The organism is Lysinibacillus sphaericus, from assembly GCF_001629735.1.
GTDB classification, from domain to species: domain Bacteria; phylum Bacillota; class Bacilli; order Bacillales_A; family Planococcaceae; genus Lysinibacillus; species Lysinibacillus pinottii.
Window position 1 is genome coordinate 858,315 of sequence record NZ_CP015224.1, and the last position, 26,279, is coordinate 884,593.

20 protein-coding genes are annotated in these 26,279 nt (G+C 37.8%); 13 read left to right on the top strand and 7 right to left on the bottom strand.

The window, feature by feature from the left end:
• The first annotated feature begins 61 nt into the window (after nucleotides 1-61).
• The 5 genes from A2J09_RS04070 (at nucleotide 62) to A2J09_RS04090 (ending at nucleotide 6,526) form a co-directional block, all read left to right on the top strand.
• Nucleotides 62-724, top strand: coding sequence for a response regulator transcription factor (locus A2J09_RS04070; RefSeq protein ID WP_012293798.1), 663 nt, complete (start codon nucleotides 62-64; stop codon nucleotides 722-724).
• On the top strand, nucleotides 717-2,168 hold the full coding sequence (locus A2J09_RS04075) for a HAMP domain-containing sensor histidine kinase (RefSeq protein WP_036161251.1): 1,452 nt from the start codon (nucleotides 717-719) through the stop codon (nucleotides 2,166-2,168). Before A2J09_RS04070 ends, A2J09_RS04075 begins: the two co-directional genes overlap by 8 nt.
• A 106-nt stretch (nucleotides 2,169-2,274) precedes the next feature.
• Entirely contained in the window at nucleotides 2,275-4,011 is a 1,737-nt protein-coding gene (locus tag A2J09_RS04080) for a methyl-accepting chemotaxis protein (protein WP_012293800.1), read from the top strand.
• 254 nt (nucleotides 4,012-4,265) lie between these two features.
• A complete protein-coding gene (locus A2J09_RS04085; RefSeq protein ID WP_012293801.1) occupies nucleotides 4,266-5,339 on the top strand; it encodes an EAL domain-containing protein in 1,074 nt (357 codons plus the stop codon).
• 305 nt (nucleotides 5,340-5,644) lie between these two features.
• Nucleotides 5,645-6,526 (top strand): hypothetical protein, encoded by an 882-nt coding sequence (locus A2J09_RS04090; RefSeq protein ID WP_012293802.1) that lies wholly within the window; start codon nucleotides 5,645-5,647, stop codon nucleotides 6,524-6,526.
• 437 nt (nucleotides 6,527-6,963) lie between these two features.
• Here A2J09_RS04090 and A2J09_RS04095 read toward each other — a convergent pair whose 3' ends face one another.
• Nucleotides 6,964-7,386, bottom strand: coding sequence for a DUF4183 domain-containing protein (locus A2J09_RS04095; protein ID WP_012293804.1), 423 nt, complete (start codon nucleotides 7,384-7,386; stop codon nucleotides 6,964-6,966).
• A gap of 263 nt (nucleotides 7,387-7,649) precedes the next feature.
• On the opposite strand from A2J09_RS04095, the gene A2J09_RS04100 reads away from it, so the two are divergent.
• The 5 genes from A2J09_RS04100 to A2J09_RS04120 all read left to right on the top strand — a co-directional run bounded on the left by A2J09_RS04100 (nucleotide 7,650) and on the right by A2J09_RS04120 (nucleotide 17,242).
• A complete protein-coding gene (locus tag A2J09_RS04100; RefSeq protein ID WP_012293805.1) occupies nucleotides 7,650-11,261 on the top strand; it encodes a dynamin family protein in 3,612 nt (1,203 codons plus the stop codon).
• A 10-nt stretch (nucleotides 11,262-11,271) separates the two neighbouring features.
• A complete protein-coding gene (locus tag A2J09_RS04105) occupies nucleotides 11,272-12,081 on the top strand; it encodes a sulfurtransferase (RefSeq protein WP_012293806.1) in 810 nt (269 codons plus the stop codon).
• A 752-nt stretch (nucleotides 12,082-12,833) separates the two neighbouring features.
• Nucleotides 12,834-13,664 (top strand): MBL fold metallo-hydrolase, encoded by an 831-nt coding sequence (locus A2J09_RS04110; protein ID WP_031419480.1) that lies wholly within the window; start codon nucleotides 12,834-12,836, stop codon nucleotides 13,662-13,664.
• A 397-nt stretch (nucleotides 13,665-14,061) separates the two neighbouring features.
• Nucleotides 14,062-15,264, top strand: a complete 1,203-nt coding sequence (locus tag A2J09_RS04115; RefSeq protein WP_036161253.1) for an NAD(P)-dependent malic enzyme — start codon at nucleotides 14,062-14,064, stop codon at nucleotides 15,262-15,264.
• 229 nt (nucleotides 15,265-15,493) lie between these two features.
• A complete protein-coding gene (locus A2J09_RS04120) occupies nucleotides 15,494-17,242 on the top strand; it encodes a methyl-accepting chemotaxis protein (RefSeq protein WP_012293809.1) in 1,749 nt (582 codons plus the stop codon).
• A gap of 38 nt (nucleotides 17,243-17,280) precedes the next feature.
• Here the strand turns inward: A2J09_RS04120 and A2J09_RS04125 are convergent, their stop codons facing one another.
• From A2J09_RS04125 to gdhA, 3 genes are all read right to left on the bottom strand, one after another.
• Nucleotides 17,281-17,934, bottom strand: coding sequence for a Yip1 family protein (locus tag A2J09_RS04125; RefSeq protein ID WP_031419485.1), 654 nt, complete (start codon nucleotides 17,932-17,934; stop codon nucleotides 17,281-17,283).
• 133 nt (nucleotides 17,935-18,067) lie between these two features.
• Complete coding sequence (locus A2J09_RS04130) at nucleotides 18,068-18,754, bottom strand: phosphoribosylaminoimidazolesuccinocarboxamide synthase (RefSeq protein ID WP_031419487.1); 687 nt, start codon at nucleotides 18,752-18,754, stop codon at nucleotides 18,068-18,070.
• A 214-nt stretch (nucleotides 18,755-18,968) separates the two neighbouring features.
• Nucleotides 18,969-20,342, bottom strand: a complete 1,374-nt coding sequence (gene gdhA, locus A2J09_RS04135; protein ID WP_012293812.1) for an NADP-specific glutamate dehydrogenase — start codon at nucleotides 20,340-20,342, stop codon at nucleotides 18,969-18,971.
• A gap of 174 nt (nucleotides 20,343-20,516) precedes the next feature.
• On the opposite strand from gdhA, the gene A2J09_RS04140 reads away from it, so the two are divergent.
• On the top strand, nucleotides 20,517-20,990 hold the full coding sequence (locus A2J09_RS04140) for a YaiI/YqxD family protein (RefSeq protein ID WP_031419490.1): 474 nt from the start codon (nucleotides 20,517-20,519) through the stop codon (nucleotides 20,988-20,990).
• The gene (locus A2J09_RS04145) at nucleotides 20,980-22,308 is read left to right on the top strand and encodes a D-serine ammonia-lyase (protein WP_012293814.1); all 1,329 of its coding nucleotides are present in this window, start codon (nucleotides 20,980-20,982) and stop codon (nucleotides 22,306-22,308) included. Before A2J09_RS04140 ends, A2J09_RS04145 begins: the two co-directional genes overlap by 11 nt.
• Nucleotides 22,309-22,409: 101 nt before the next feature.
• Here A2J09_RS04145 and A2J09_RS04150 read toward each other — a convergent pair whose 3' ends face one another.
• A complete protein-coding gene (locus tag A2J09_RS04150; RefSeq protein ID WP_012293815.1) occupies nucleotides 22,410-23,579 on the bottom strand; it encodes a pyridoxal-phosphate-dependent aminotransferase family protein in 1,170 nt (389 codons plus the stop codon).
• 142 nt (nucleotides 23,580-23,721) lie between these two features.
• Here A2J09_RS04150 and A2J09_RS04155 point away from each other — a divergent pair, with 142 nt between their 5' ends.
• On the top strand, nucleotides 23,722-24,783 hold the full coding sequence (locus A2J09_RS04155; protein WP_036161255.1) for a DUF1835 domain-containing protein: 1,062 nt from the start codon (nucleotides 23,722-23,724) through the stop codon (nucleotides 24,781-24,783).
• A 28-nt stretch (nucleotides 24,784-24,811) separates the two neighbouring features.
• Here the strand turns inward: A2J09_RS04155 and A2J09_RS04160 are convergent, their stop codons facing one another.
• Nucleotides 24,812-25,297 carry a hypothetical protein gene (locus A2J09_RS04160; RefSeq protein ID WP_012293817.1) on the bottom strand — a complete coding sequence of 162 codons (486 nt, stop codon included), beginning with the start codon at nucleotides 25,295-25,297 and terminating at the stop codon, nucleotides 24,812-24,814.
• Nucleotides 25,298-25,641: 344 nt separating this feature from the next.
• On the bottom strand, nucleotides 25,642-26,268 hold the full coding sequence (locus tag A2J09_RS04165; protein ID WP_031419498.1) for a nitroreductase family protein: 627 nt from the start codon (nucleotides 26,266-26,268) through the stop codon (nucleotides 25,642-25,644).
• Nucleotides 26,269-26,279: the final 11 nt, after the last annotated feature.

Consider the following 26,279-nt stretch of genomic DNA (forward strand, 5'->3'; position numbering starts at 1 on the left):
GGTATCTTCACATAAACTACAGATTGCGTGGTTATAATGGCTAACTAGGGGGGATATCTTAATGAACTATAATATTTTAGTAGTAGAAGACGATTTAGAAATTCAAGAATTAATTAAGCAGTTTTTGATGACACAAAATTATAATATAGAGGTGGCATCTGATGGAGTAGAGGGAATAAAGAGATTAAACACGCAATCATTTGATTTAATTCTCCTTGATGTTATGATGCCCAATCTCAATGGATTTGAAGTGGCCAAAATGCTACGAAATCATTCTAATATACCCATTATCTTTTTAACTGCGTTAGAAGAAGAACAAGATCAAATGAAAGGCTTTGATCTTGGTATTGATGATTATATAACTAAGCCGTTTTCATTTCATGTGTTGATCAGACGAGTGCAAGCGGTTCTTAGAAGAAGTAATCATAAAAGTTGGGGAAATCATTTGAATTTTAATGAACTGAATGTCGACTGCGACGGATATAAAGCATATGTAAATAAGGAAGAAATACCATTAACTACAAAGGAATTCGAAATTCTACAACTACTACTCCATAATGAAAAAAAAGTGCTTACTAGAGAGATCATTGTAGAAAAGGTTTGGGGATATGATTATTCGGGAGAAACACGGATGATTGATACTCATATAAAAAACTTACGAAAAAAATTAAATTTACCCTATATTAAAACAGTAAAGGGTATCGGATACAAAATCGATGAATAGGATTGTCAACATCTTAAAGATGAAAAAAATAACCTATAAGCTCTTTATGATTACTTCTCTTATATTGCTATCGTTTGCGGTATTAATTTATTTAACTTTATACTTCTTCCTTCCAACATTCTACGAGCAATATAAAACAAATCAGCTCCAATCTGGCATAACGGAAATAATTGATAAATCTAAGAATTTAACATTAAAAGAAGCGAAGGAGCTTTTGGATGAGTACTCCTTAGAAAATAATGCAATCATTTATCTACAAGAAAAGAACGGACATATTTTATACTCTCCTTCTTTTAATTTTCAGGGAAATACACAATCACCGACGATTACTGGAAAAGCATCATCACCAACACAAAATGAAGACACTGTTAATGCATTTAATCAATCTTTGCCCATACAATTTCTGAATGGACACCATTTAATAGTTACTGTATTTGCGACATTTCAACCAATCGATGAAGCTTCACAGGTCTTAGTACGTTTTCTTCCTTATATTAGCATCATTGTTGTATGTATTAGCCTAGGAAGTGCCTATTTATATTCAAGGTTTATTACAAAACCACTCCTTTATATAAATGAGCGAGCGCAAAAGATGGCTAACCTCGATTTTTCAGAAAATATAATCGTTCGTTCTAATGATGAGTTAGAGGAATTATCGAATAGTTTAAATGAGATGTCGAATAATTTGCAAAAGACAATGAATGATTTACGAATAGCAAATGAACAATTAAAAGATGATATTGAAAGAGAAAGAAAAGTCGAAACAAAACGGAGGGAATTTTTTGCTACAGTTGCTCATGAATTAAAAACGCCACTCACTGTAATGAAAGGGTATATAGAAGGAATGATTTATAATATTGGACCTTATGAAAATCGTGACTTCTATTTAGAAAAAAACCATAAAATTATAGAAAGAATGGAACAACTTGTTCGTGAAATTTTGAGTATGTCCCAACTAGAGCAACATATATTCAAAATCCAAATGAAAGAAACAAATCTCTCAGATTTAATTGAGACTATAACGAAAGACCTCGTTTTTTTTGCATCTCAAAAGGATATTACGATTATTAATAAAATTCCCCCAAATCTGTACGTATTTACAGAAAATGTTTTACTAGAAAAAGCATTTAAAAATATTATCCATAATGCAATTATGTATTCACCACAAGGAGAAACAGTATATTTAGGGTTGACGAAGGATTCAAAAGAAAATCAGATTCAAATTCAAGTCATGAATACGGGTGTACAAATTAAAGCAGAGGAACTACAACAATTATTCCAACCTTTTTATAGAATCGAAAAATCAAGGAATAGAAATACTGGTGGGAGTGGATTAGGCTTATATATCGTTAAGCAAATATTTATATCACTCTCTATTCATTATTCTGTGAATAATGTTGAGAATGGCATTCAATTTTTAGTTACATTTCCTAAAAGTAAATAAATGCTTTAAAGATTGAGTTTTTTGAAGGCTACAACCGAATACACAGACGACTCAATAATCAATTTAGATTTATTGAGTCTTATATTAGATAGGAGATTGACTGAAAATGAAGATAAGAACAAAGTTAATTATTATTTCTTTGAGCCTATTATTAATTCCAGGTTTGATTATAGGGGTTAGCAGTTATCACTCTGCTAAAGAGCACTTGGATGATTTGGGAGAGAAGATGTTAAAAAATAATGTTGAAATGGCACTGCAATTAATTGATTCAATGAATTATGCGGTTCAAACTGGAGAAATATCTTTGGAGGAAGCCCAAGAAAAAGTAAAACAAAAATTAATTGGGGATTTACAAAGTGATGGCACCCGTAAAATAACGACACACGTTGATTTAGGTGAAGATGGCTATTTTGCTATTTATGGAACGAGTGGAGATAGGGTAGCTCATCCTTTCTCGGAAGGAGAAAATGCTTGGGAAAATGTAGATAGCCATGGCGTTTATATGGTGCAAAATATGATAACCGCAGCACAAAATGGCGGGGATTTTACCTATTATGCTAGAGCCATGCCTCAAGACCCTGATTCCGAAGAAGACAAAATAGCCTACTCTGCTTTAGATCCGAACTGGGGTTGGGTAGTAAGCGCTAGTAGCTTAATGACATCATTTAATCATGGAATTCATTTAATCCAATATACGATTATGATTACCTTGGGCATTAGTATTTTAATAGGTTTAATCGTTATATTTTTATTTTCCAGACACTTAGCCGTTCCTGTTCAAATGGTTACTGAAAGTGTTGAAAACATTGCTAATCAAAATTTAACCTTTACATATTTAAACGTTAAAAATAAGGATGAGTTAGGCATTTTAGCGACAGGCATAAATACGATGACGACAAATTTACGAGGTATTATTGAATCCGTTTCGAACTCAGCCGAACATGTTGCTGCTACATCCGAACAACTCACTGCGAGTAGTGAACAGACAAGCACCGCTTCAGATGAAATTACGAGGGCTATTCAGGAAATTTCTATAGGACAAGAAAAGCAACTAGTTGGAATGGAAGAAGCAAATCATTCTGTTTTGCAGATATCATCGAGCATTACTGCCATTACTAAAAATATTAAAGAATTAAATGACCTTTCCGTTGAAACCTCTAAAGTCTCTCTTTATGGTAATGAAGTTATTAATCAGTCTGTTGAACAAATGAATCACATTAATAACCAAAACATAGTGACAACTGAAGCAATGCGATTGCTTGAAAGTAAATCACAAGAGATTGGTGAGATTATTACGGTCATTACTAACATTGCAGCACAAACAAATTTACTTGCTTTAAATGCAGCGATTGAAGCAGCGCGTGCAGGAGAACAAGGTAAAGGTTTTGCTGTTGTAGCGGATGAGGTTAGAAAACTAGCGGAGGAATCGGGTAATGCAGCAAACAATATTTCTTCACTCATAGGTGAAATTCAACTTAATACACAGCATACAGCACAAATGGTCAATGAAGGGAAAAGTGTCGTTGAAACGGGTATAGGTTATGTGGCAAACGCTGGAAAAACTTTTGAAGAAATAGCAGCCGATGTAGACATGATTAACCATAAACTTTCATCTGTCTCAACTGAAATTCAAGAAATTAATACGAATACAGAGATTCTAGTAAATGAAATACTGAAAACCAAAGAAGTTACCGATCAGTCATCGAGGTACACACAACAAGTTGTTTCAGCAGCGGAAGAACAGTCTGCTACGATGACTGAGATGACATTTGCTTCTCGTTCTTTAGCAGAGATGTCGCAGGAGCTTCAAAATCTAGTATCAAACTTTAAAACCAACGAATGAATAATTGCGTTTTGATTAGAATTATAAAATAGAAACATACTCTCATCGAAGCTACGAAGAATATAGAGCTAGCAAAATGATGAACACATAAATTTGTTAGCTTTTTTATAGCTTCGGAATGGTATCTTTTGTTGATGCTTCATATAAACTTCATACAGCATCTATACTAACTACAGATATGCTTTATAAAACAATAAAATAGTAATTTTTTAATAAAAGATGGAGGTTGAAACGACCCTATTGGAGGAATTAGGATGGAGACGGGGATATTTAAATCAAATCGTAAATCTGTATTAAAAAGTATTGAACGTAAAAAAACTTTTGCATTAGTATATATTACGATTATAAGTTGGCATGACTTGAATACTTCTAAACACATAGACGTGGTTGAAAGGAAGCTAACTTTGTATCAACAAGAAGTGGAATGGTATAGAGTATTTGATAAGGAATATATTTTAATCTGCCATGCTCAGTCACAAGCACAGTTGATTATGCAAGAATTATCGAATATTGAATTTTTGAAGATACAGTATCTTTATGTCCAAGATAGAAAACTTCCAGCGTTAAATTACGTTAGACAAGTCTATTCGCAAAACACGAAAAGTAGTGAGATAAAAGAGTGCATGTCACAGAAAGATTTAGCAACGGAAGAGTTTGAAATAGTTTTCCAACCGATATTACACAATAATAGACAAATATCCTTTGAAGCACTAAGTAGATGGCAGTCGGAAGATATGGGCTCTATGTCTACGGGTATATGTATTCCAATTTTACATATAGAGAATTTGATAGAATTAACCAAGAACATTATAAATAAGGCTGTTGAATTATTGAGTAGATATAATGAAATTATTTATGTTTCGATTCATTTATCAGCGCCATTAATCAAGGATATTACTTGGCTAATTCAACATTTAGATGAAATTAGTTTTAATAACAATCATCGAATTGCTTTTGAAATAACCGAAGAAACTATAATGGGAATAGAAGCAAGAGCCAATCTAAAAATTATTCATGATCGAGGTCATAGTATATTTATTGATGATTTTGGTACTGGAAACTCGAATTTTCAATATATGACCTTGTTCCCCCTGGATGGGGTGAAACTAGATAGGCTATTTATAAGTGGGAAATCAAATAAAAAAGTAATGGAGCTACTGACAAAATTTATCAAAGCTATGGGTCTAGAAGTAATCATAAAAGGCGTCGACAATGTTGAACAGCTTAATTCCTTATCGAAAGCCCAATATGATTCCATACAAGGCTATTACATATCGAAACCTCTAACAATAAATGAATTGACAAAATTTATATGTGAGAATAGTTAGGCTATTGAGATCATTTTTAGTGTAAGGAAAGTAAAGCAACCTCTATAGAATAAAAGGGATTTTTACATAAAAAATACCATAAAAAAACGCAATACCCTTAATGTTAGAAAGGGGTTGCGTTTTTTGCTTCATAAAACCAAGAAAAGGTGAAGGTATGAATAAGAAAGAAGGGAACTCCAGATTATCTTCAGGAAATCTCTAGAAAATCTCTAGAAAATCTCCATACTGTTCCCATATGAACTACAGATAATGCCTTTATTATAAAACCTGTAAGACAAAATACATTTTAAAAGGAGAATAAAAACATGAAAAAGAAAAAGAGATTGGCTGCTACTACTTTAGGTGCTGTATTTGCACTATCCACTTTGGGGTCTGCATTCGCAGCAGAAGTTCCGACTCAAGTGAGTGTGAGTAGTGAATATGTGGTAGGGCAAGCAACTAAACCAGCGAACTTTGATGAAATTTCAAAAGAAAAGGTGCAGGCTATTTTTGACCAAGTAGAGGCAGGCACACTAACGAAAGAAGAAGGCATGAAGCAACTTGATGCAGCGCTAGGTATAAAAGGAGATAAAAAAGCTGTAACTAAACCAGCGAATGCTGATGAAATCTCAAAAGAAAAGGTGCAGGCTATTTTTGACCAAGTAGAAGCAGGCACACTAACGAAAGAAGAAGGCATGAAGCAACTTGATGCAGCGCTAGGTATAAAAGGAGATAAAAAAGCTGTAACTAAACCAGCGAATGCTGATGAAATCTCAAAAGAAAAGGTGCAGGCTATTTTTGACCAAGTAGAAGCAGGCACACTAACGAAAGAAGAAGGCATGAAGCAACTTGATGCAGCGCTAGGTATAAAAGGAGATAAAAAAGCTGTAACTAAACCAGCGAATGCTGATGAAATCTCAAAAGAAAAGGTGCAGGCTATTTTTGACCAAGTAGAAGCAGGCACACTAACGAAAGAAGAAGGCATGAAGCAACTTGATGCAGCGCTAGGCATAAAAGGAGATAAAAAAGCTGTAATTAAACCTTCGAACTTTGATGAAATCTCAAAAGAAAAAGTGCAAGCTATTATTGACCAAGTAGAGGCAGGCACACTAACGAAAGAAGAAGGCATGAAGCAACTTGATGCAGCGCTAGGCATTAAGGAAGATAAAAATAAAGTGAGTGGTCCAGCGAGTAAACCTGTAAAGTAGCTTTCAATAAACCTTAAAAACAGAGAAACTATCCATTGTTAGCCAACAGGCAATCTGACATTTAGGGAATAAAAGTAAAAGTGACAGTATAGAAGCACCAATACATTTGTAGTTTTCACTTGTATTGGTGCTTTTTAAATTGAGAAAAATATGATTTCTCATCTTATAGATGATGATGAAAAGCACATTGCTTTAACGAAAGAAAACGAACTGTTTTCAGATTTCCTTCAACAGTTACGTATTTCTCGATTATCTAATTTTTGCTTTATTACCGTTTGTGATTTCTAGTCACCCTAAAAAAGCTTCATCCCCAAGCTAATCGACAAGAGGTCGTAGTTTTCAGTATAACCTGCTATTCTATCAATTGAAAGGTTCTTTGAACAGCTATCTATTTTTGTTAAAACTACTTATTACTTTAACCTAACTATTCACACACTTTATTTCATGGTGAAGCCTAATGATTCAATTATGATAGGTGTTCCTCTAAATAGAGTACCATTGTAAGGAGTAATGGTTAATGCAGTATCTGATATTGTATAAATACCGCCCTCTTGCATGACAGCATTAATATACAGATTGACGTAGCCATTTGGTGAAAAAATCACAAATTCAGTAATGGGATCTGTATGATCATTCCAAAAGAGAGTTGCAGGCAAGGTTGTTCCGTTTGTTAAATCAAGATCGCTTGTTAAAATGTAAAAATATCTATTAATCGTTGGAATTATTATACCTTCTGGGACAATTTCGATGGGAGGAACGATTGGACCGTTAGTGGCTTTTATACGGGGCCAAATAAATTGCTCCTCATTGCTACAATCACAGCTTCCATTGTTTATTCGACCATGTTTAGGGTTGACCATGTGTTATCACACTCCATTCTTGTAAAATTAACCTTTGCCCCCAATTCGTTTACTATAAAATATGAAGAAAATAAAATTCAATCTAGTTGAGCATCTATCATTCCATAAGGTTTCTTTCAGATAACCATGTTTTTTTAACAATACTAGTCAAATTGAAGCGTTGGCATACATGCCTTTTACCGTAAATTAGTGTTATACTTTGCTAGTTGAATAAGGTAGAATACTAATTATGAATAATTAACGAAAAAGGGGTTACTGGTTTCATGAAAGATTTTGATCAACAATTGGAGGGGCTACTAAAGCAAGCCGCTTTGCAATACATAATATATCAGCATAATGGTGATACGGAGCGCATGGATAAAACATCACTTTTTGCTCGAAAAATTCAGCAAAAAGAGTATGTGATTGGTTTTGCAGGCCATTTCTCCGCCGGGAAGTCGAGTATGATTAATGCGTTGTCTGGCGAGAATTTATTAGCATCAAGTCCGATTCCAACAAGTGCAAATATCGTTAAAGTGCATAAATCAGAGGAAGACTTTGCAGTTGTTTATATGCACAAGGAAAAGCCTGTTAAATTTGAGGCAGGCTATGATTTTAAAACGGTAAAAGAGCTTAGTAAAAATGGGGATTTGGTATCTCAAATAGAAATTGGCCATAGCGCATCAACATTACCGTTTGGTGTTACAGTGATGGATACACCTGGAGTAGACTCAACAGATGATGCTCACCGCATGTCGACGGAATCTGCACTCCATATTGCCGATATCGTATTCTATACAATGGACTACAACCATGTGCAATCGGAGTTAAATTTCCAATTTACGAAGCAATTAATGAAATATAATCCAAATGTTTATTTGATTGTTAATATGATTGACAAGCATAAAGAAAATGAATTGAGCTTTGAAGAGTTTAAAGCAACGGTTCATAATTCCTTTGCGGCATGGGGCGTTGTGCCGAAAGGTGTATTTTTCACATCTTTGAGAGAGCCTGAGCACCCACATAACGATTTTGAAGCCGTAAAGAAAATTGTTATGGATAGTATGAACGATTGGCAGGACCAGCTTGTCCAAACAGCAACAAATACATTGCGTTTATTGCAAAGTGAGCATGATAACTATTTAATAGAAGAAAGACAGGATCGTTTAGCGATTGATGAAGAAATTTTAAGTGCGGATGACTGGGCACACCATCAAGATATTTTAGAGCAATACAATAAATTAAATCGTCAGGTTGAATTATTCTCTGTTGAGGCGTGGAACGAAACATTTGAGGAGCAACGTAAAGAATTGCTTGCCAATGCTGCGATTATGCCAGCCGACTTGCGTGATCGCTTACGTCTTTATTTAGAAAGTATGCAGGAGGGCTTTAAGGTAGGGGGGCTCTTTACTGCGAAGAAAAAAACAGAGGAAGAGCGGAACCGTCGTAAAGAAGATGCTTATAGTGCTTATCAAAATGTCGTCCATGCGCAAATTACAGGGCATTTAAAGGGCCTTATGAAAAAAGCATTAAAGGACGTGGGTGCTTTAAATGAGGAACGTGCCTCAGCTATTGATGCTTATCCGTTTGACTTACCATTTGCATTGATTGAGCAGCAAGTTCAAGCAGGTGCACTGTTAACAGGTGATGCGGTATTAAACTTCGCCAATCGTGTGGCAGAGGCAACAAAGCGTTATTTTATTCAGGAAACAGATAGCTGGAAAAAAGCACAAGCGACAACATTAGAAGCAGTGGCAACAGAAACAGCTGCTCCTTCGAAATTAAAAATGGCAGGCATGCAGGATAAAGTGGATGCTATTAAGGCTGTACTTGAAATCGAGGGTTACCAACAATATAGTGCGAGCATTATGCATCAAGCGAGCAATGAAATCCGGAACGTAGCGAATGATCAGTTAACAAATTGGGAAAATTCCTTTAAACAGGATTTAGCAGAGATTCGTTTGTTTGATGAATCCATGCTACAACCAAAAGAACAAGTCATTCAGGAAGAAGCAGTGCAGCAAGCAGTTAGTGCAACGAGTTTGCCAATCGATGGCGTTATTAATCGTGCCCTGCATACCGCCAATGCTGTAAAAGAAGTACAAGGCTTTGCTGAAGTTGCTCAATATCTTGAAAATAAAGTGGAACGATTACAGAAAAAAGATTTTACCATCGCTTTGTTTGGGGCTTTTAGTGCTGGGAAGTCATCCTTTTCTAATGCATTAATGGGGGCGAAGGTATTACCTGTATCCCCAAACCCAACAACTGCAGCTATCAATAAAATTCGTCCTGTATCGCCTGAGCATCCACATGAAACAGCCGATGTACAGCTTAAAACAGCTGAGCAAATGTTAGAGGATATTCAAGGGTCCTATGCAGCGATTGGTTTATCTGTCCAGTCATTAGAGGAAGCGTATAATCGTGCTGACGAAGGGCTTGCAGTACAGTTGACAGATGAGCGTTTAAATGTGCACAAATCATTTATTCGTGCTTATAAGGAAGGGTATCCAACGTTTAAGTCTGAGCTTGGTACTATTATTCGTGTGGATCGCGTTGAATTTGAAAAATTTGTCGCGCAAGAAAATAAATCATGCTTTGTGGACAATATCGATTTCTATTATGATAGTCCATTAACGCGCATGGGCGTTACACTTGTGGATACTCCAGGAGCAGACTCTATAAATGCTCGTCATACAGGTGTAGCCTTTGAATATATTCGGAATGCCGATGCCATCCTATTTATTACGTATTATAATCATGCTTTTGCCAAAGCTGACCGTGAGTTTTTAATTCAGCTTGGTCGTGTAAAAGATGCCTTTGAGCTTGATAAAATGTTCTTTATTGTGAATGCTATTGATTTAGCAACAACGGATGAAGAGCAGGAAGATGTAAAAGGCTATGTACGTTCAGAATTACAGCGATTTGGTATTCGTTTCCCGAGACTGTATGGTGTATCGAGTCTTTTAGCGTTAAAGGAGAAGGTGGAAGGTTCAGATTTAACATCAGGCATGCCACCGTTTGAAAACGACTTCCATACATTTTTAAATGATGAATTGAGTGCATTAGCAGTGCAGGCTCTTGCGGAGGAAGTTGACAAAACAGAGCAACGCTTAGCGGATTTAATTGCACAAACGGAGGAAAACCTCAAACGTAAAGACGAGCGCTTAGAGGAATTAACCGTACTTGAAAAGCATGTGCAATCCAAGTTTAGTGTGCTGAATACAAGTATGCTGGAAAGTGAGACAAAGCAAGAGCTTGATGAGCTTCTCTATTATGTTCTACAACGTGTCTACTATCGTTACCCTGAATTCTTTAAGGAAGGATACAATCCTTCAACATTTGCGGCCATGCCAGCACAGCAGGCATTGGAGCATGCGTTGAAGGAAGTGATGCAAAGCTTACGTTTTGACTTTACACAGGAAATGCGTGTGACAAACTTCCGTTTATCACAGTTTATAAGCAAAAAAATGCAGCACCGATTTAAGGATGAAGTACGGGAGCTAAAAGAGCTTAACCGTAGCTTCTCGTTCTTAGCATTTGAATCTTCTGAGCCAAATTTACTTGATTTTGAAGGCCCATTTGGTGATATTTCGAAATATACTAGCGTAAAATCTCACTTCCGTAATCAAAAAGCTTTCTTTGAGAAGAATGAAAAAGTGAAGCTGAGCGATGCGTTAGAAGCATTAACAAAGCCGGATGCCCAGGATTATTTAGATGCACAGAAAGTTTCTCTCATGACTTGGGCCATTACGTTTATTGCAGAGGAAGCAGAAAAATTACGTTTATATATTTATCATCAAGCGCTTGAGCAAATTGAAACAGAGCGATTGGCGCTTCAAGAAGAAAGCCGTTTAGCTTCTTGGAAAGCGATTTACGCACAATTACAAAACGCATGAGGTGATTCCTATGGGAAAAGTATTCAAATCAGTAGATGAAATTCAGTTTGATGGTGTCCGTTTTATCGATGCTCGTTTTGATTTACAAGACAAAGAAGCTGGAAAAAAAGCATTTGAAGAAGGTCATGCAACAGGAGCAATCCATATGGATTTAGAGCAGCAGCTATCTGATATGGACAGTCAAGACGGTCGTCACCCAATGCCGAACAAAGAAAAATTGACATCTGTATTTCAAGAATTAGGCTTACGTTATGAAGATCAAATCGTTATCTATGATCAAGGAGCAGCACCTTTCGCTCCACGTGCTTGGTGGATGCTTAAGTATGCTGGTTTCCCAAATGTTGTCATTGTTAACGGGGGAGCATCGGCATTGGAAACGAAAGTGCCATTTACAAAAGACGTCGTAAAATACCCACCAACAATCATTGATTTTGATTGGAAGGATGAGCTGTATGCACCACGCCAAGCAGTAAAGGCGATTGTGGACGGAGAAGTGAAAGCAACTTTACTCGATGCTCGTGCGGCTGAGCGTTATCGTGGGGAATTCGAGCCATTAGATAAAGTAGCAGGTCATATACCAACAGCAAAAAACTTTGACTGGGAGCAATTAAAGAAAGATGGACAATTGCAGGCTAACGATGCATTGCGTCAAAAAGTTGCACAAGATGAACATGTGGTTGTCTACTGTGGCAGTGGTGTAACCGCATCCCCGCTTTATGCCGTATTAGCAGATGAAGGCTATGAAAACATTCAGTTATACGTAGGTAGCTTTAGTGATTGGATTACACAATATGAGGTTGAAAAAGGTACAAATGAATAAGGGTTAAAGCAAAAACGCTCACTTTGGTGGGCGTTTTTTTGGTGGTGGATCGGGTGCGGGGGAAAGTGATGGATAGAAGTGGGAAAGTGACGGATAGGAAGGAGAAAGTGACGGATAGGATAACAAAAGTGACGGATAGAGCGGAAAAAGAGCTGTCTAGCTTGCTTGATATACGTAGGTAGAGCTGAATCCTGGAACGGACGGGACGGATAGAAAGGAGAAAGTGACGGATAGGATAACAAAAGTGACGGATAGAGCGGAAAAAGAGCTGTCTAGCTTGCTTGATATACGTAGGTAGGGCTGAATCCTGGAACGGACGGATAGAAAGGAGAAAGTGACGGATAGGATGCCAAAAGTGGCGGATAGGAAGCTGAAACTGGGGGATAGAATAACAAAAGTGACGGATAGAGCGGAAAAAGAGCTGTCTAGCTTGCTTGATATACGTAGGTAGGGCTGAATCCTGGAACGGACGGATAGAAAGGAGAAAGTGACGGATAGGATGCCAAAAGTGACGGATAGGATGCCAAAAGTGGCGGATAGGAAGCTGAAACTGGGGGATAGAAAGCCAAAACCGACGGATAGAGCCAAAAAAGCGTCTCCCGTCTAGCTCGCTCGAAACAAATAGATAGAGTTACTGAATCTATGGCTCAAATGCCAAAACAAACGGATAGCCAACCCTTAAAAAAGCCGATCGAATTCAAAATGACTCACCATTCATTTTATGCTACACTCTTTTAAAAGGGGGAAAGTGGATGTTTAAACGTGAGACGAGCATAGGAGTTCAACGCCATGGTGATGTACAATGTGCACTTGGAAAGGTAGCTGTTCAGGGGTTTGGTATGAGTGTGTATAGCTTTTTTGTTGATGGCTTATTAATCGATACAGGCTCAAATTCGCTGGCACAGGAGTTTCAATCATTTTTTAAGGAGCTACCAATGGAGCAAATTGCCCTTACTCATTCGCATGAGGATCATGCGGGCAATGCCGCCTGGCTTCAACAGCAAATGGATATTCCTATTTATCTTCACCGTGAATCTCTTCAGGCTTGTACGAAGAAGGGTGATTATCCTTTGTACCGTCAAGCATTATGGGGGGAGCGGCCAGCTTTTCTAGCGCAGCCAATAGGCACTACATTGCAAACAAAAACAGCTGTCTGGGACGTTATTGAAACACCTGGACATACGACAGATCATCTGGCCTTCTATAATCGTCAATCAGGTGCTATGTTCACGGGAGATTTATACATTCAAACGAAAACGAAGGTAGTACTCGATGAAGAAAATATTGTACATACCTTAGCATCGTTAAAAAAATTATTAACCTATGATTTTAACGAAGTTTATTGTTGTCATGCAGGCTATTTAACAGATGGCAGAAATAGAATACTAGAAAAAATAGCGTATATTGAAGAAATGGAAGAGAAGGTTCGTCACTTGTTTGTACAAGGTTATTCAGTAGAGGAGATGACGTCCAATATTTTCCCTCGAGAGTATCCCATTATTAAAGTGTCTGGCGATCAATGGTCTTCTAAGCATATAATCAGAGCATTTATTCGTCATTTTACTGAAGAGTCCTTGCAATAGGGCTCTTTTTTTGTTGGGCTTAAATGCGGTAACAGCAATAGTAAAAAACTTTGTGAAAAAATGTGAATAATTTGTGACAAACTCACTTGGCTCAATGGATACGCTTACAAAAGTTTGTGAAAAAATTCTCTTTTACACAAGAAAAATACTATGTGAAATATTGAACAGCTTGAAAGGCGATAGTTGTACATTTCCCAATATTCATCCTTATGATATTAACTATTTTAAAATAATTGATTGTGAAAAGTTTAATTTGACAGAAAGGCGTGTATGAAGTCTTGTAATGCTGTGTTTTCGAAATGAAAAATAAATTGACAGAAAATTCGTTGACTATATTTTCACAAAGTAATATGATTCTAAAATATAATGAAAAACAAAGGGAAAAGGATGGGATGGAATGGACGTCATGAAGAAAGCTTTAGAAATGCATGCACATTATAGCGGTAAATTAGAGGTGATTTCGAAAGTTCCAGTACAGGATTCTTATGATTTAAGTCTTGCTTATTCACCTGGAGTGGCTGCACCATGTGTGGAAATTGAAAGAAACCCATCGCTGGTTTATGACTATACAATGAAGGGGAATATGGTGGCAGTTGTGTCAGATGGTACGGCAGTTTTAGGATTAGGGGATATTGGTCCTAAAGCTGCATTACCAGTTATGGAAGGGAAAGCGATTTTATTAAAGCGTTTTGCCAATGTTGATGCTTTTCCAATATGTTTAGATACAAAAAGTACGGATGAAATCGTCAGCATTGTGAAGGCGCTTGCTCCGACGTTTGGGGCGGTGAATTTAGAGGATATTTCAGCACCTAGATGTTTTGAAATTGAGGATCGACTGCGTCAGGAATGTGATATACCAGTATTCCATGATGATCAGCACGGTACAGCTATTGTAGTAGGTGCCGCTATGATTAATGCGAATCGTATTGTGCAAAAGGATATTGCGACAATGAAGGTCGTCATCAATGGCGCTGGGGCAGCAGGGATTGCTATTTTACGAATCCTTGTGCAAATGGGCTATAAAAATATTTTTATGTGTGATACAAAAGGTATTATTTATGAGGGACGTAAAGAGGGGATGAATCCGATTAAAGAGGCGGTTGCTCATTTAACAAATCCAGAGAAAATACATGGTACGTTGAGTGAGGCGCTCGTTGGTGCGGATGTTTTTATTGGTGTTTCGGTTGCCAATCTATTAACAGAGGGGCATATTGCGTCTATGAATGAAAACCCGGTGGTCTTTGCATTAGCTAACCCAAATCCAGAAATTACGTATGAAAATGCCAAGGCGTGGGGAGTTCGTGTAATGGGTACGGGTCGTTCGGATTATCCGAATCAAATTAACAATGTCCTGGCGTTCCCTGGCATTTTCCGTGGCGCATTAGATGTACGTGCTACGGATATCAATGAAACCATGAAACTAGCTGCTGTGGAAGCAATAGCTTCACTTGTTAGTGATGAAGAGCTTATGGAGGAATATATTGTTCCTAAGTCATTAGATGAACGTGTTGTTGCCATTGTCTCTCGTGCAGTTAGCGGTGCAGCGGTCGAATCTGGAGTCTCGGAATTGTTCCAACAAACTACAGCGCTAACAGTTTAACAAATTACAGATATCGAAATACGGCAAATGTAGAAAAGTAAAGAAATGCTTTTCTACATTTTTTTATCGAATTTGCTCGAAAAATGTTGTTGTTTGGTTTTTTATGTAATAAAATTGGTGAGTATAAGGTAATGACTTGTGCAATGGATTGAAAAGTATAAATACATAATTTTGCAATGTTTTTGAAACGAAATAGGTCTTAAGTCTATTTAAAGAGGAGAAAAAATACATGAATACATTCGTTCCATTTAGATCTATTAAAGGCAAACTGATTGCTTTCTCTTTATTGCTTTTAATGATTCCCTTGATTATTTTAGGCTATCTAAGCTATCAACAAAGTAAATCAAATTTAGAGTCGGTGGGAAAAGAAAACTTAAGAAACAGTGTGGAAATGACCATTGCCATGATTGAACAGTTTAATCAAGAGGTAGAGGCAGGTAATTTAACTTTAGAAGAAGCACAAGAGAAAGTGAAGGTCGCTATTTTAGGGAAAAAGGATAATGACGGAAAGCGACCTATTAATAAAAATATTAAACTAGGTGAGAATGGTTATATCTTTGTTGTAGACCAAAAGGGGACCTCTATTGCACATCCGAACATCGAGGGAAATAATGTCTGGGATGAACAGGATGATAATGGAGTTAAGTATATGCAAGAAATCATTGCCAAGGGGAATGAAGGTGGTGGATTTGTCTCCTATTCGTGGCCATTACCAAATTCAGATCAACTAGAGGATAAAGGGGTCTATGCAGAAACGGATCCGTATTGGGGATGGGTTATTGGTGCCAGTACCTATTTAGCAGACTTTAATAAACCAGCGGAGAGTATTTTGAAATTAACGATGATTGTAATTGGTGTCGCTATTATTATTGGGATATTAGTTATTTGGCAGTATGCAAGTAGTATGGTTAAACCTATCAACCGAGTGGTCCAAGCGATGGAGCGATTTGCAGAGGGTGATTTGACGCAAGAAAGTATGTCTATTCGCTCAAAAGACGAAATTGGCAAACTGGCAAACGCTATGAATCAAATGCAATCTAAATTGAAGGACATGATACACAATATTGCTCAAGCATCTGATTTAATTAATACTTCTAGTAAGGAGCTTTCACAATCGGCCAATGAAGTAAATATGGGTGCAGAGCAAGTGGCGATAACAATGAATGAATTAGCATCTGGGGCAGAAGGACAAGCACATCATTCGAACGAATTAACTTCCCTGATGGAACGTTTTACTGCGGATTTGCGTGAAACAAATCAGTATGGTGAGCATATTCATCAATCTTCTTTTGAAGTGTTAGGCTTAACCAATGAAGGAAGTCAGCTCATGACATCTTCGAATTCTCAAATGAAAAAGATTGATAGTATTGTACAAAATGCAGTAGAGAAAGTAAAAAATTTAGATGCCCAAGCACAGGAAATTTCTAAATTGGTGGTGGTCATTAAAGATATTGCCAATCAAACCAATTTATTAGCTTTAAATGCCGCGATTGAAGCTGCTAGGGCAGGTGAACATGGCAAGGGATTTGCGGTGGTTGCGGATGAAGTACGCAAGCTTGCTGAACAAGTAGGCTATTCAGTCAATGATATTACAACAATTGTAGCAAATATTCAGCAAGATTTTGATGTTGTTACGAGCTCATTAGAGGATGGCTATCAGGAGGTAAAAGAAGGGACAACTCAAATTAAAGCTACGAGTGAAACGTTTACGACGATTAGTGATTCTATTAATGATGTTGTAGAAAGTGTTCAATTGATTTCCAAAAATTTATCAAAAGTAACGGAAGATGGTCAAAAAATGAATAGTGCTATTCAAGAAATAGCTGCGGTCGCAGAAGAATCTGCAGCAGGTGTGGAGCAAACGACAGCGACAACAGAACAGACAAGTAGCTCAATGGAGGTTATGGCGGGGAAATCAGCCCAATTATCAACATTGGCTATAGAATTAAAGACATTGGTTGCCCAATTTAAACTGTAAAAAAATCTCCCGCTCTCTTAAATGAGAGGGGAGATTTTTTACATCATGCCTACTCCGATAGCCCCAACTAGGATAATGAAGAATAGAACGAAGAACAAGATGAATAAAATAATTCCTGGAATAAAGATCGTGAAAAAGGCCATCCAATTAGTGATTTGGTGTGCTTCTGCTACCACACCGACAGAAATGACGAAAGACCAAATAGTGACAACAATAGAAGCTAAAATGGCTGGCCAAAAAATCCATGGCAGTGAGCCCATAAAGTTTGGATCTAATAAGGATTCCGGAGAAGTGATTAACCAGATTAAATAAAATGGAATAAGCACTATAAATGGTACAGCTGTAAGGCTCAGCCCTTTAAATAAGTCTGAATACGTACCAGTACCCTTAAATAGCTTACCAAATAGCCATGTGATGAGAGCGGATATAGCTGTCCCAATAATACCAGCGATTGGAGCAAAAATTACACACAGTAAAGCCAATAACCAAGGGGAAAGTTCAGTGAAAAACTCCGAATCCGTCAGCCCTGACATGATAGAGCCGATATAACCGATGGACATAATCAAAATAGCAAAGCCGATTGATTTTTCGTTAATCATATAGCGAGCGGTTTGCTTTGGATGTAACCAAACGGATATAAACGGATTCATCTTTGGCCTTTCTTCATTTTGTGTGTCATTAAAATTTTCCATTAAACTACCTCCAAAATAATAGAATAATTGCATGTTACGCATAGTTAGTATACGAGCGACACAGTGAAAAGTTTCGTAGAAAGTAAAAATAAGTTATTTTCATGACAAAAGAGCCGCACAACGGCGACTCTTCTTAGTTACTTAGTATAATTTTTTCAAGCTCTAATGGTTTAATATATTGCTCACCTTTGTAAGCACGCATATTACCACCAGAAATTTCATCGATTAATAAAATTTCATTAGTTTGGGCATCACGGCCGAATTCCAATTTAATGTCATAAAGCGTTAAGCCCTTTTTAGCAAGCTCAGTTCCTACAAATTTAGAAATTTCAATTGTACGTTGTTTTAAAATGGCATATTCTTCGTGTGTTAACAGGTTTAACATAGCTAATGCATCTTCAGAGATTGGAGGATCTTGGCGATCATCATCTTTAATGGTAACTTCCACAAAGGCATCAAGATCTTGGCCTTCCTGCGCATAGGCGCCGTAGCGTCGTAGGAATGAGCCAACTGCCTTAAAGCGGCAAATTACTTCTAAACCGTTCCCGAACACTGTTGCAGGTTTTACAGTCATTGTTGCATCATCAAAGTTTGCATCTACATAGTGAGTAGGAACACCTTGTTCATTTAATTTAGAATAGAAATAAGAAGTTAAGCGTAAACCCGCTAAGCCAGCACCATCCATTGTTAAGCCAACCGTATTAGCGCCTGGGTCGAACACGCCGTTTTCACCTGTTACATCGTCTTTAAATTTTAATAAATAATGACCGTCTTCTAATCTGAACACATTCTTCGTTTTCCCTGTATACAATAATTCCACAAAAAACCCTCCAATATTCATAGTACTCTAAAATTATAACACGAATATTTTAAATATTTAATATGAAAAATGTTCGTTTTGTGTGTTTATTTATATCATTTATTGCTGATTTGCAATAAAAAACAAGGTGATAACGAATAATCGTCATCACCTTGTGTGTTTGAAATGCTTCGTAACTGGGTGGTGGATTTATGCTAGATTGCTAGGTCAGTAATTAATAAATTCCTTCAGTAAGCATTCCATCTGCCACCTTAATAAAGCCAGCGATGTTTGCACCCATAACTAAGTTGCCAGGGAAGCCGTATTTTTCAGCAGCAGCTTTACTATCTGAATAAATATCTTTCATAATTTGATGAAGTTTCGCATCTACTTCTTCAAATGACCAAAATACGCGGCTTGAATCTTGTGCCATTTCAAGAGCAGATACAGCAACTCCTCCAGCATTCGCTGCTTTTGCTGGTCCGAATAATACACCTGCATTTAAGAATTCATTAATTGCTTCAAGATCAGAAGGCATGTTGGCACCTTCACCAATCGCTTTGACCCCATTAGAAATTAATGTACGAGCTGATTCACCATTAATTTCGTTTTGAGTTGCACATGGTAGAGCAATGTCACAAGGAATTGTCCAAATGCCAGTGCAGCCATTAGTAAAAGTAGCATTTGGTCGGTAACTTACGTAAGTTGAAATACGATCACCTTTTACTTCTTTGATTTCTTTAATGACATCTAAATCTAAGCCTTCTGGGTCATAAATATAGCCTGAGGAATCAGAGCAGGCAACTACTTTTGCGCCGTATTGCTGTGCTTTCTCAATTGCATACGTCGAAACGTTTCCAGAACCAGAAACGACCACAGTTTTTCCTTCAAATGAATCATTCACATCTTTTAACATCTCATTAACGAAATAAACTGTACCGTAACCCGTTGCCTCTTTACGTGCTAAAGAGCCACCATACCCAGGAGTTTTCCCAGTTAATACACCTGATTCACTAGCTTTCGTTAAACGTTTATATTGCCCCCATAAATAACCTACTTCACGAGCGCCTACACCAATATCACCAGCAGGAACATCGACATCTGGACCAATATGACGGTATAATTCAGTCATGAACGCTTGGCAGAATCGCATGATTTCAGAATCTGATTTACCTTTCGGATCAAAGTTTGAGCCACCTTTACCACCACCGATTGGTTGGCCTGTTAAAGCATTTTTAAAGATTTGTTCAAAGCCAAGGAATTTAATGATGGATTCATTTACCGAAGGGTGGAAGCGTAGACCGCCTTTATAAGGCCCCATGACATTGCTATATTGTACACGATATCCACGATTTACTTGGACTTGATTATGATCATCTTGCCAAGCGACACGGAAGGAAATGATGCGATCAGGCTCAACAATACGTGATAAAATATTGGCCTTAATATATTCAGGATGTTGGACGAATACAGGTACTAATGAAATAAAAATTTCTTCAGCTGCTTGTAGAAACTCCGCTTGATGACAGTTCTGTTGTTTAAGTTGCTCGAATACGCCATCTACGTATTCTTTAGCTAATTGTTCATTGCTAACAGTTGTGATTGTCATAGTAAAACCCCCATTTAGTTGATAGGTGTATCGTATATTTATTTTTCAAACTATTCAATAAAATACTTTTTGAGTTTGTGAAAAATTGAGCAAGAGGGGTCATGTAAATATTATTTTAAAATAATTTATTGTATTAGTATTCATCTAATTATGAGAAAGGAATGATGCCTTATTGTGAAGGTTCTTATAGATGCTGATGCCTGTCCAGTAGTGGATTTGGCGCTATCTGTATCATCTGAGTTTGAGATTGAAACTATCTTATTTTGCGATACATCCCACCGTGTGGAACGTGATAATGTAATAACAATTATTGTACCGAAAGGTCCTGATTCGGTTGATTTTACGCTAGTGAACGCGCTTTCAAAACATGATATTGTCATTACACAGGATTACGGGCTTGCGGCAATGGTTTTAGCAAGAGGAGGGTATCCTATTGATCAAAATGGACGAGAAATGTCTAATGAAAATATCGAACGTTTGCTCGATATGCGTCATGTCGGTCAAAAAATTCGAAGGGCAGGTGGACGTACCAAGGGCCCTAAAAAAAGGACACAAGAAAACAATATTTCGTTTGAAATGAAATTTCGACAAATTTGTGAACGAGCGATTTCTGCACAAAAAATGGAGGATTCTACAGGTGAAAAATGAACTTAAACATGATTTTTTAGAGCAGTTTCCACAGTTGAAATTGATGGCGGCAAAAGATACTGTACTTTGGGAAAATACAAATAGAGTGAAGAATCCGGCAACATCGCTTTTTACTATGGAAGAAGTGGAGGAGGCAGAGGAAACGTTACAACGCTTTTCCGCATATTTAAAGCTGGCGTTCCCTGAGCTTGTGGCAAGTAATGGATTAATCGAATCAGGTATTCAAGAAATCCCTGCTATGAAAGGTGCGATTGAGAATAAATATGGTGTGCTTATAGAAGGTCAGTTACTTTTAAAATCCGATCATGCTTTACCTATCTCAGGTTCCATCAAGGCGCGTGGAGGCATTTATGAGGTCTTAAAGCATGCTGAAAGGCTGGCGCTGGCGAGTGGAAAGCTCCAAAAAATAGATGATTATGGGCGTTTAGCATCTGCGGAGTTTCAATCCTTCTTTCAGCAATACACCATCGCAGTTGGCTCAACAGGAAATTTAGGCTTAAGTATCGGCATTATGGGCAAGAAGCTCGGCTTTAATGTCGTTGTACATATGTCGAGTGATGCCAAGGAATGGAAAAAAGCTTTACTCAGAGAAAAAGGTGCCACGGTTGTTGAATATGAGGGTGATTACAGTGCTGCCGTTGAACAGGGACGCCAAGAAGCAGAATTAGATCCGATGTGTCATTTCATTGATGATGAAAACTCTAAGGATTTGTTTGCTGGCTATGCAGTCGCAGCAATGCGTTTAAAAGGGCAATTAGAACATATGAATGTGCCAGTCAGTGCTACAAACCCATTGTTTGTTTATTTACCATGTGGGGTAGGAGGAGGACCAGGTGGAGTTGCCTACGGATTACGAGAACTATTTGGTGAACATGTGCATATTTTCTTTGCGGAGCCCGTGGCATCTCCTTGCATGACGCTAGGCTTAATGACTGGACTTCATGATGCTATTAGCGTAGAGGATATTGAATTAGACAATAAAACCGAAGCAGATGGTCTGGCAGTGGGCCGCGCCTCCAAGTTTGTAGGAAAAGTAATGGAGACGTATATAAGCGGCTGCTATACAGTGACGGATGAAGAATTGTTTACCTCATTAGGTTTAGCAATGGATAGCGAAAAATTATTTTTAGAGCCATCCGCACATGCGGGAATGTTTGGACCGATTCGATTAATGAAAAACGGGCAAAGCTATTTGGAAAAGCATAACTTAGCGGACAAAATGGAACAGGCAACACATCTGATTTGGGCAACAGGAGGGAGTATGGTCCCTGATAGCATGCGTGCCACGTATTTAGCTAAGAGCAGAGATTTAGTTTAACAATGACCATACTTTTTGTTTAAAAAAGAGAAGGTATTACCCAAATCAAGCTATTCAAAGCACAAAAACAGGTGAAGAAAAATGCTTCACCTGTTTTCTTATTAACGTTGCAATGCTTTACGTTGAGCTGCTAAATATACCTCTTGAGCGGCAAGGACACCTGCGCCTGGCTGGAAGTCATAAGCGAAGTCTTGAAGCGCGGCCTCCAATAAGGATACAGCTTGTAGGATATCACTTGGGAAGCAGTAGCCCATATGGCCAAATCTGAAAATTTTATCTTGTAGGTGACCAAGGCCACCTGCAAAATCTAGGTGATATTGCTGCTTAAGGTGTGTTAAGAATTCACCAAGCTCAATTCCCTTTGGTGCCATAATAGCTGTAATGGTAGGGGAGGCATATTGATCTTCAGTTAAGAGCTCGATGTGTAATGCTTTCATAGCGCTACGTACCATGTTTTTCATGAGTTCATGACGGGCAATTGTTTGCTGGAAGCCACCTTCCTGTTCAATTAACTGACAAACCTCATGCAGGCCATCAATAAGCGTGATAGCAGGAGTATTTGGCGTCATCCCCTTTTCAGCCCAACTACGATAACTTAATAGATTTAAATAATAGGCTGGCGTTTGATTATCTTCAATGACTTGCCAAGCTCTTTCGCTCACACTGACAAGAGAGAGTCCAGGCGGTAGCATCATCGCTTTTTGAGAGCCTGTCACGAGAATATCAATACCCCAAGCATCCATTTCAGCCGGCGCGCCACCGATGCAGCTTACGCCATCCACGATAACGAGTGCATCTGTTTCGTCTTGAATCACTTGTGCTAATTCAGCAACAGGGTTTAAAATGCCTGTAGAAGTTTCGTTATATGTGATAAAAACCGCTTTGATATTTTGTAATGGCTGTAAAAATGCCTGTAGCTCCTCAGGTGTGCAAGCTTGTCCCCACTCTTTTTCAAGCTTATGTACATGGAAGCCGTATTGCTCGCAAATGGAAACGAAATAGTCACCGAATGCCCCGACCGTAATGACCACAACTTCCTCACCAGCGGCAACCGTATTGACTGCCGCAGCTTCTAGTGCAGCTGTCCCGCCCGATGGCAAGAGTAAAATGTCCTGTGTCGTGCCAAAGACAGGCTTTACCGCCTCAATCGTTTTTCGGTATAATTCTACAAATTCTTGACTCCGATGACTAAAAATATCCCGACTCATCGCTAGCTGAACTCTCTTTGGAATCGGTGTCGGCCCCGGATGTCTTAAAATATTTTCATACATATTATCAATCCCCTTTACTTGACAGAAATTCAAAATTTTCTAACTATAATAATAACATACTTTTTGTAGGGACTAGCTGCTTTTTGAATAAATAATGGAAGAGGTTAGTATAAAGCTATCATTTGAAAAGGAGACCAAGGATATGGAAACAGTGATGCACTACCCATTTATCTATTTTTTGTACGACCACAATCAGGTGCTTGTATATACAATTCAAACGCTCGATTCCATTACATTAGCAAATGTCGTGGAAAATGGAGAATGGGAGAGGTATGAGCTTCCGCCATCAGAGCCATTTACAACATTTCGGCATGAACAAAGTGATCCTAAAGAGGGATGGTCTTTTTGGGCTGCGGCGGAACACCTTAGCTATTTGGTAGACACCATTAATGATTACATTCAGCTTCAAAGAAACAGGATGACGACAACTGCCCGAGGTGCACATATTGTTTGCTCAGAATCTGCAGCTGGCTCCTTACGAGTGGAACTTGCTCCGCCTAAATATGTCATTGGCTTTCCTGAGGATTTGTCTATAGGACCGCTGTGGAAGCTTGATGAAGAAAGAGGACAAGCATTCCGCCAAAAGTGGTTAATGGAAAATATTAACGATGAGATGGATGACTTTGTTGGTCCTACTAAAATAAGAGATGCCATTCGAGAGATACGTGATATCCCTAGTCACCTACCTATCTATATTTGGTGTGGGGACCATATAGAAGAACAATGTGGGCTTCGGTTTTTCCTCTATGTATTGCGTGATCAGCACAATGAAATATTTCTTATACATTCAAATGGACAGCAAGTGATCGAACGTCAGTGGAATCCAAATCTGTATGATATAAAGAGATTATCAGTAAAGGGACGTCAAAAATTTCTACAGCAATGGGAAGGTTTGGCAGAATCAACAGCAGTACTTCGTCAATGGGAGCATCAGCATATTCAAGAGGTGCCTGAAAATTTTTATGACTCTTTCATCGTGAAGAAGCTAAAAGAAATGCATCAGGAGCAGGGACATGTGGATTTTATTCAAACTGGAACATTTCTTTTAGAGCTACTTGCTAGCATGGAGAAACAGCCAAACATCTTTTATTTAGAATATAGAATCCGATATTTAGTTTATAATGGCACTCTAGTATTAAAAGGAATTCCTAAATCTATGCGGCATTATTATGTGAAACTACGCCAAAAAACCTCTTTAGTCTGAAGACTTAAAGAGGTTTTAAGATGGTGAACTAGGCTACGAATGGTTTGTTCATGCGCATTAAACCGTAAATAGCAAAGAACAGCCCGCCTGTAATAACCATTAGAATTGTGAAAAGTACAGCCTTACCAGTTTCACCACACCAGCGATAGAATAGGCGATATGTGAAATACAATGTAAAGCCCACCATACCTAGTGATGCGAGTATACCGATAACTGGTATAAACGAAACGATAAACAAGCCTGCATAAATAAGCGTATTTTTTAGAGCCGTTGCACGAATCGTTTCTCGATTATCTCCACCAGCAGTCAGTAGGAAAAGACTGTATACATTAATGATAGGAATCCAAGCAATATAGGCTACATCTCCAAAACCATTTGTTTTAGATGTCATAAAATAAATTAGTGCACTAATAATGTAGGCGATTAGCCCAAGAACTAGAGATGCTAAAATTAGGATAAGAAATAAGCCTCCCATGGCTGCATCTAAATCAGAGTTATAATAATTATAGTCCATCAGAAAAACCTCCCTTCTTAAGAAAATACCTCCTAATGATACCAATCCTATTATGTTTAATCTACAAGCATTTATATGTAATTTTTAGTAGCAATCACACAAATGTACTAGAAAGAAAATGTCCATTATTTCTTTTATGATGATTTTTTGAGTAATGAAGGAAAGAAATGCAAAAAATATCCCTGGGAAAATTATTGTGCTAGTGTTGGAGAATCATTTTTTAAATTTTTCACCGTTTACTATTCGCAAACATTACTATCCTATGTTTGTAGTGGTACCTGACATGCCAGCCTATTCACAAAAAAGTCACCTTCCTATATAGAAAGGTGACCATTTTACATGTATTACATGAATTTGGCGATATGCTCGAGCTCAATACGTGAAGAATTATAGGCAGGGGCTGCTGCTTTACCAATCGCAATTAAAATAACGGGTACGATATGGTCAGCTAATTCAAAATGTTTGGCGAAGGCTTCTTTGTTAAAACCACCCATTGGTACTGTATCATAGCCCATGTCTTTTGCTAAAAGCATGATTTGCATGGAAATTAGACCAGCATCAAATGTAACGATATTTTTTAAAATCTCCTGAGGAAGCTGAGAATACAAGTTCATAGAATTAGTTATCATTAAATCCTTAGTTGCTTCATTAATATAACCAAGATCGTAATTTTTTGTAAAGATTGACTCCGCATTTTCGTACATTTTTGTATCGCCTAGCACAGCAATAACAGCTGAGGAAGTTTCCACTTGTTCTTGATTGTTAGCAATGGCACGTAACTCTTTTTTTATTACTTCATCTTGAATGACGATAAAGCGCCATGGCTGTAAGTTACTTGAAGATGGCGCAGAAGTGGCTTCTGTTAGTAATTCTTCTAGTTGTTCTTGAGGGATTTTATAATTTTCGTCGTATTTACGAACAGATTTACGGTCATGCATAACTTTATTTATATTGCTTTTTGTCACTGTCATCATTTTGACTC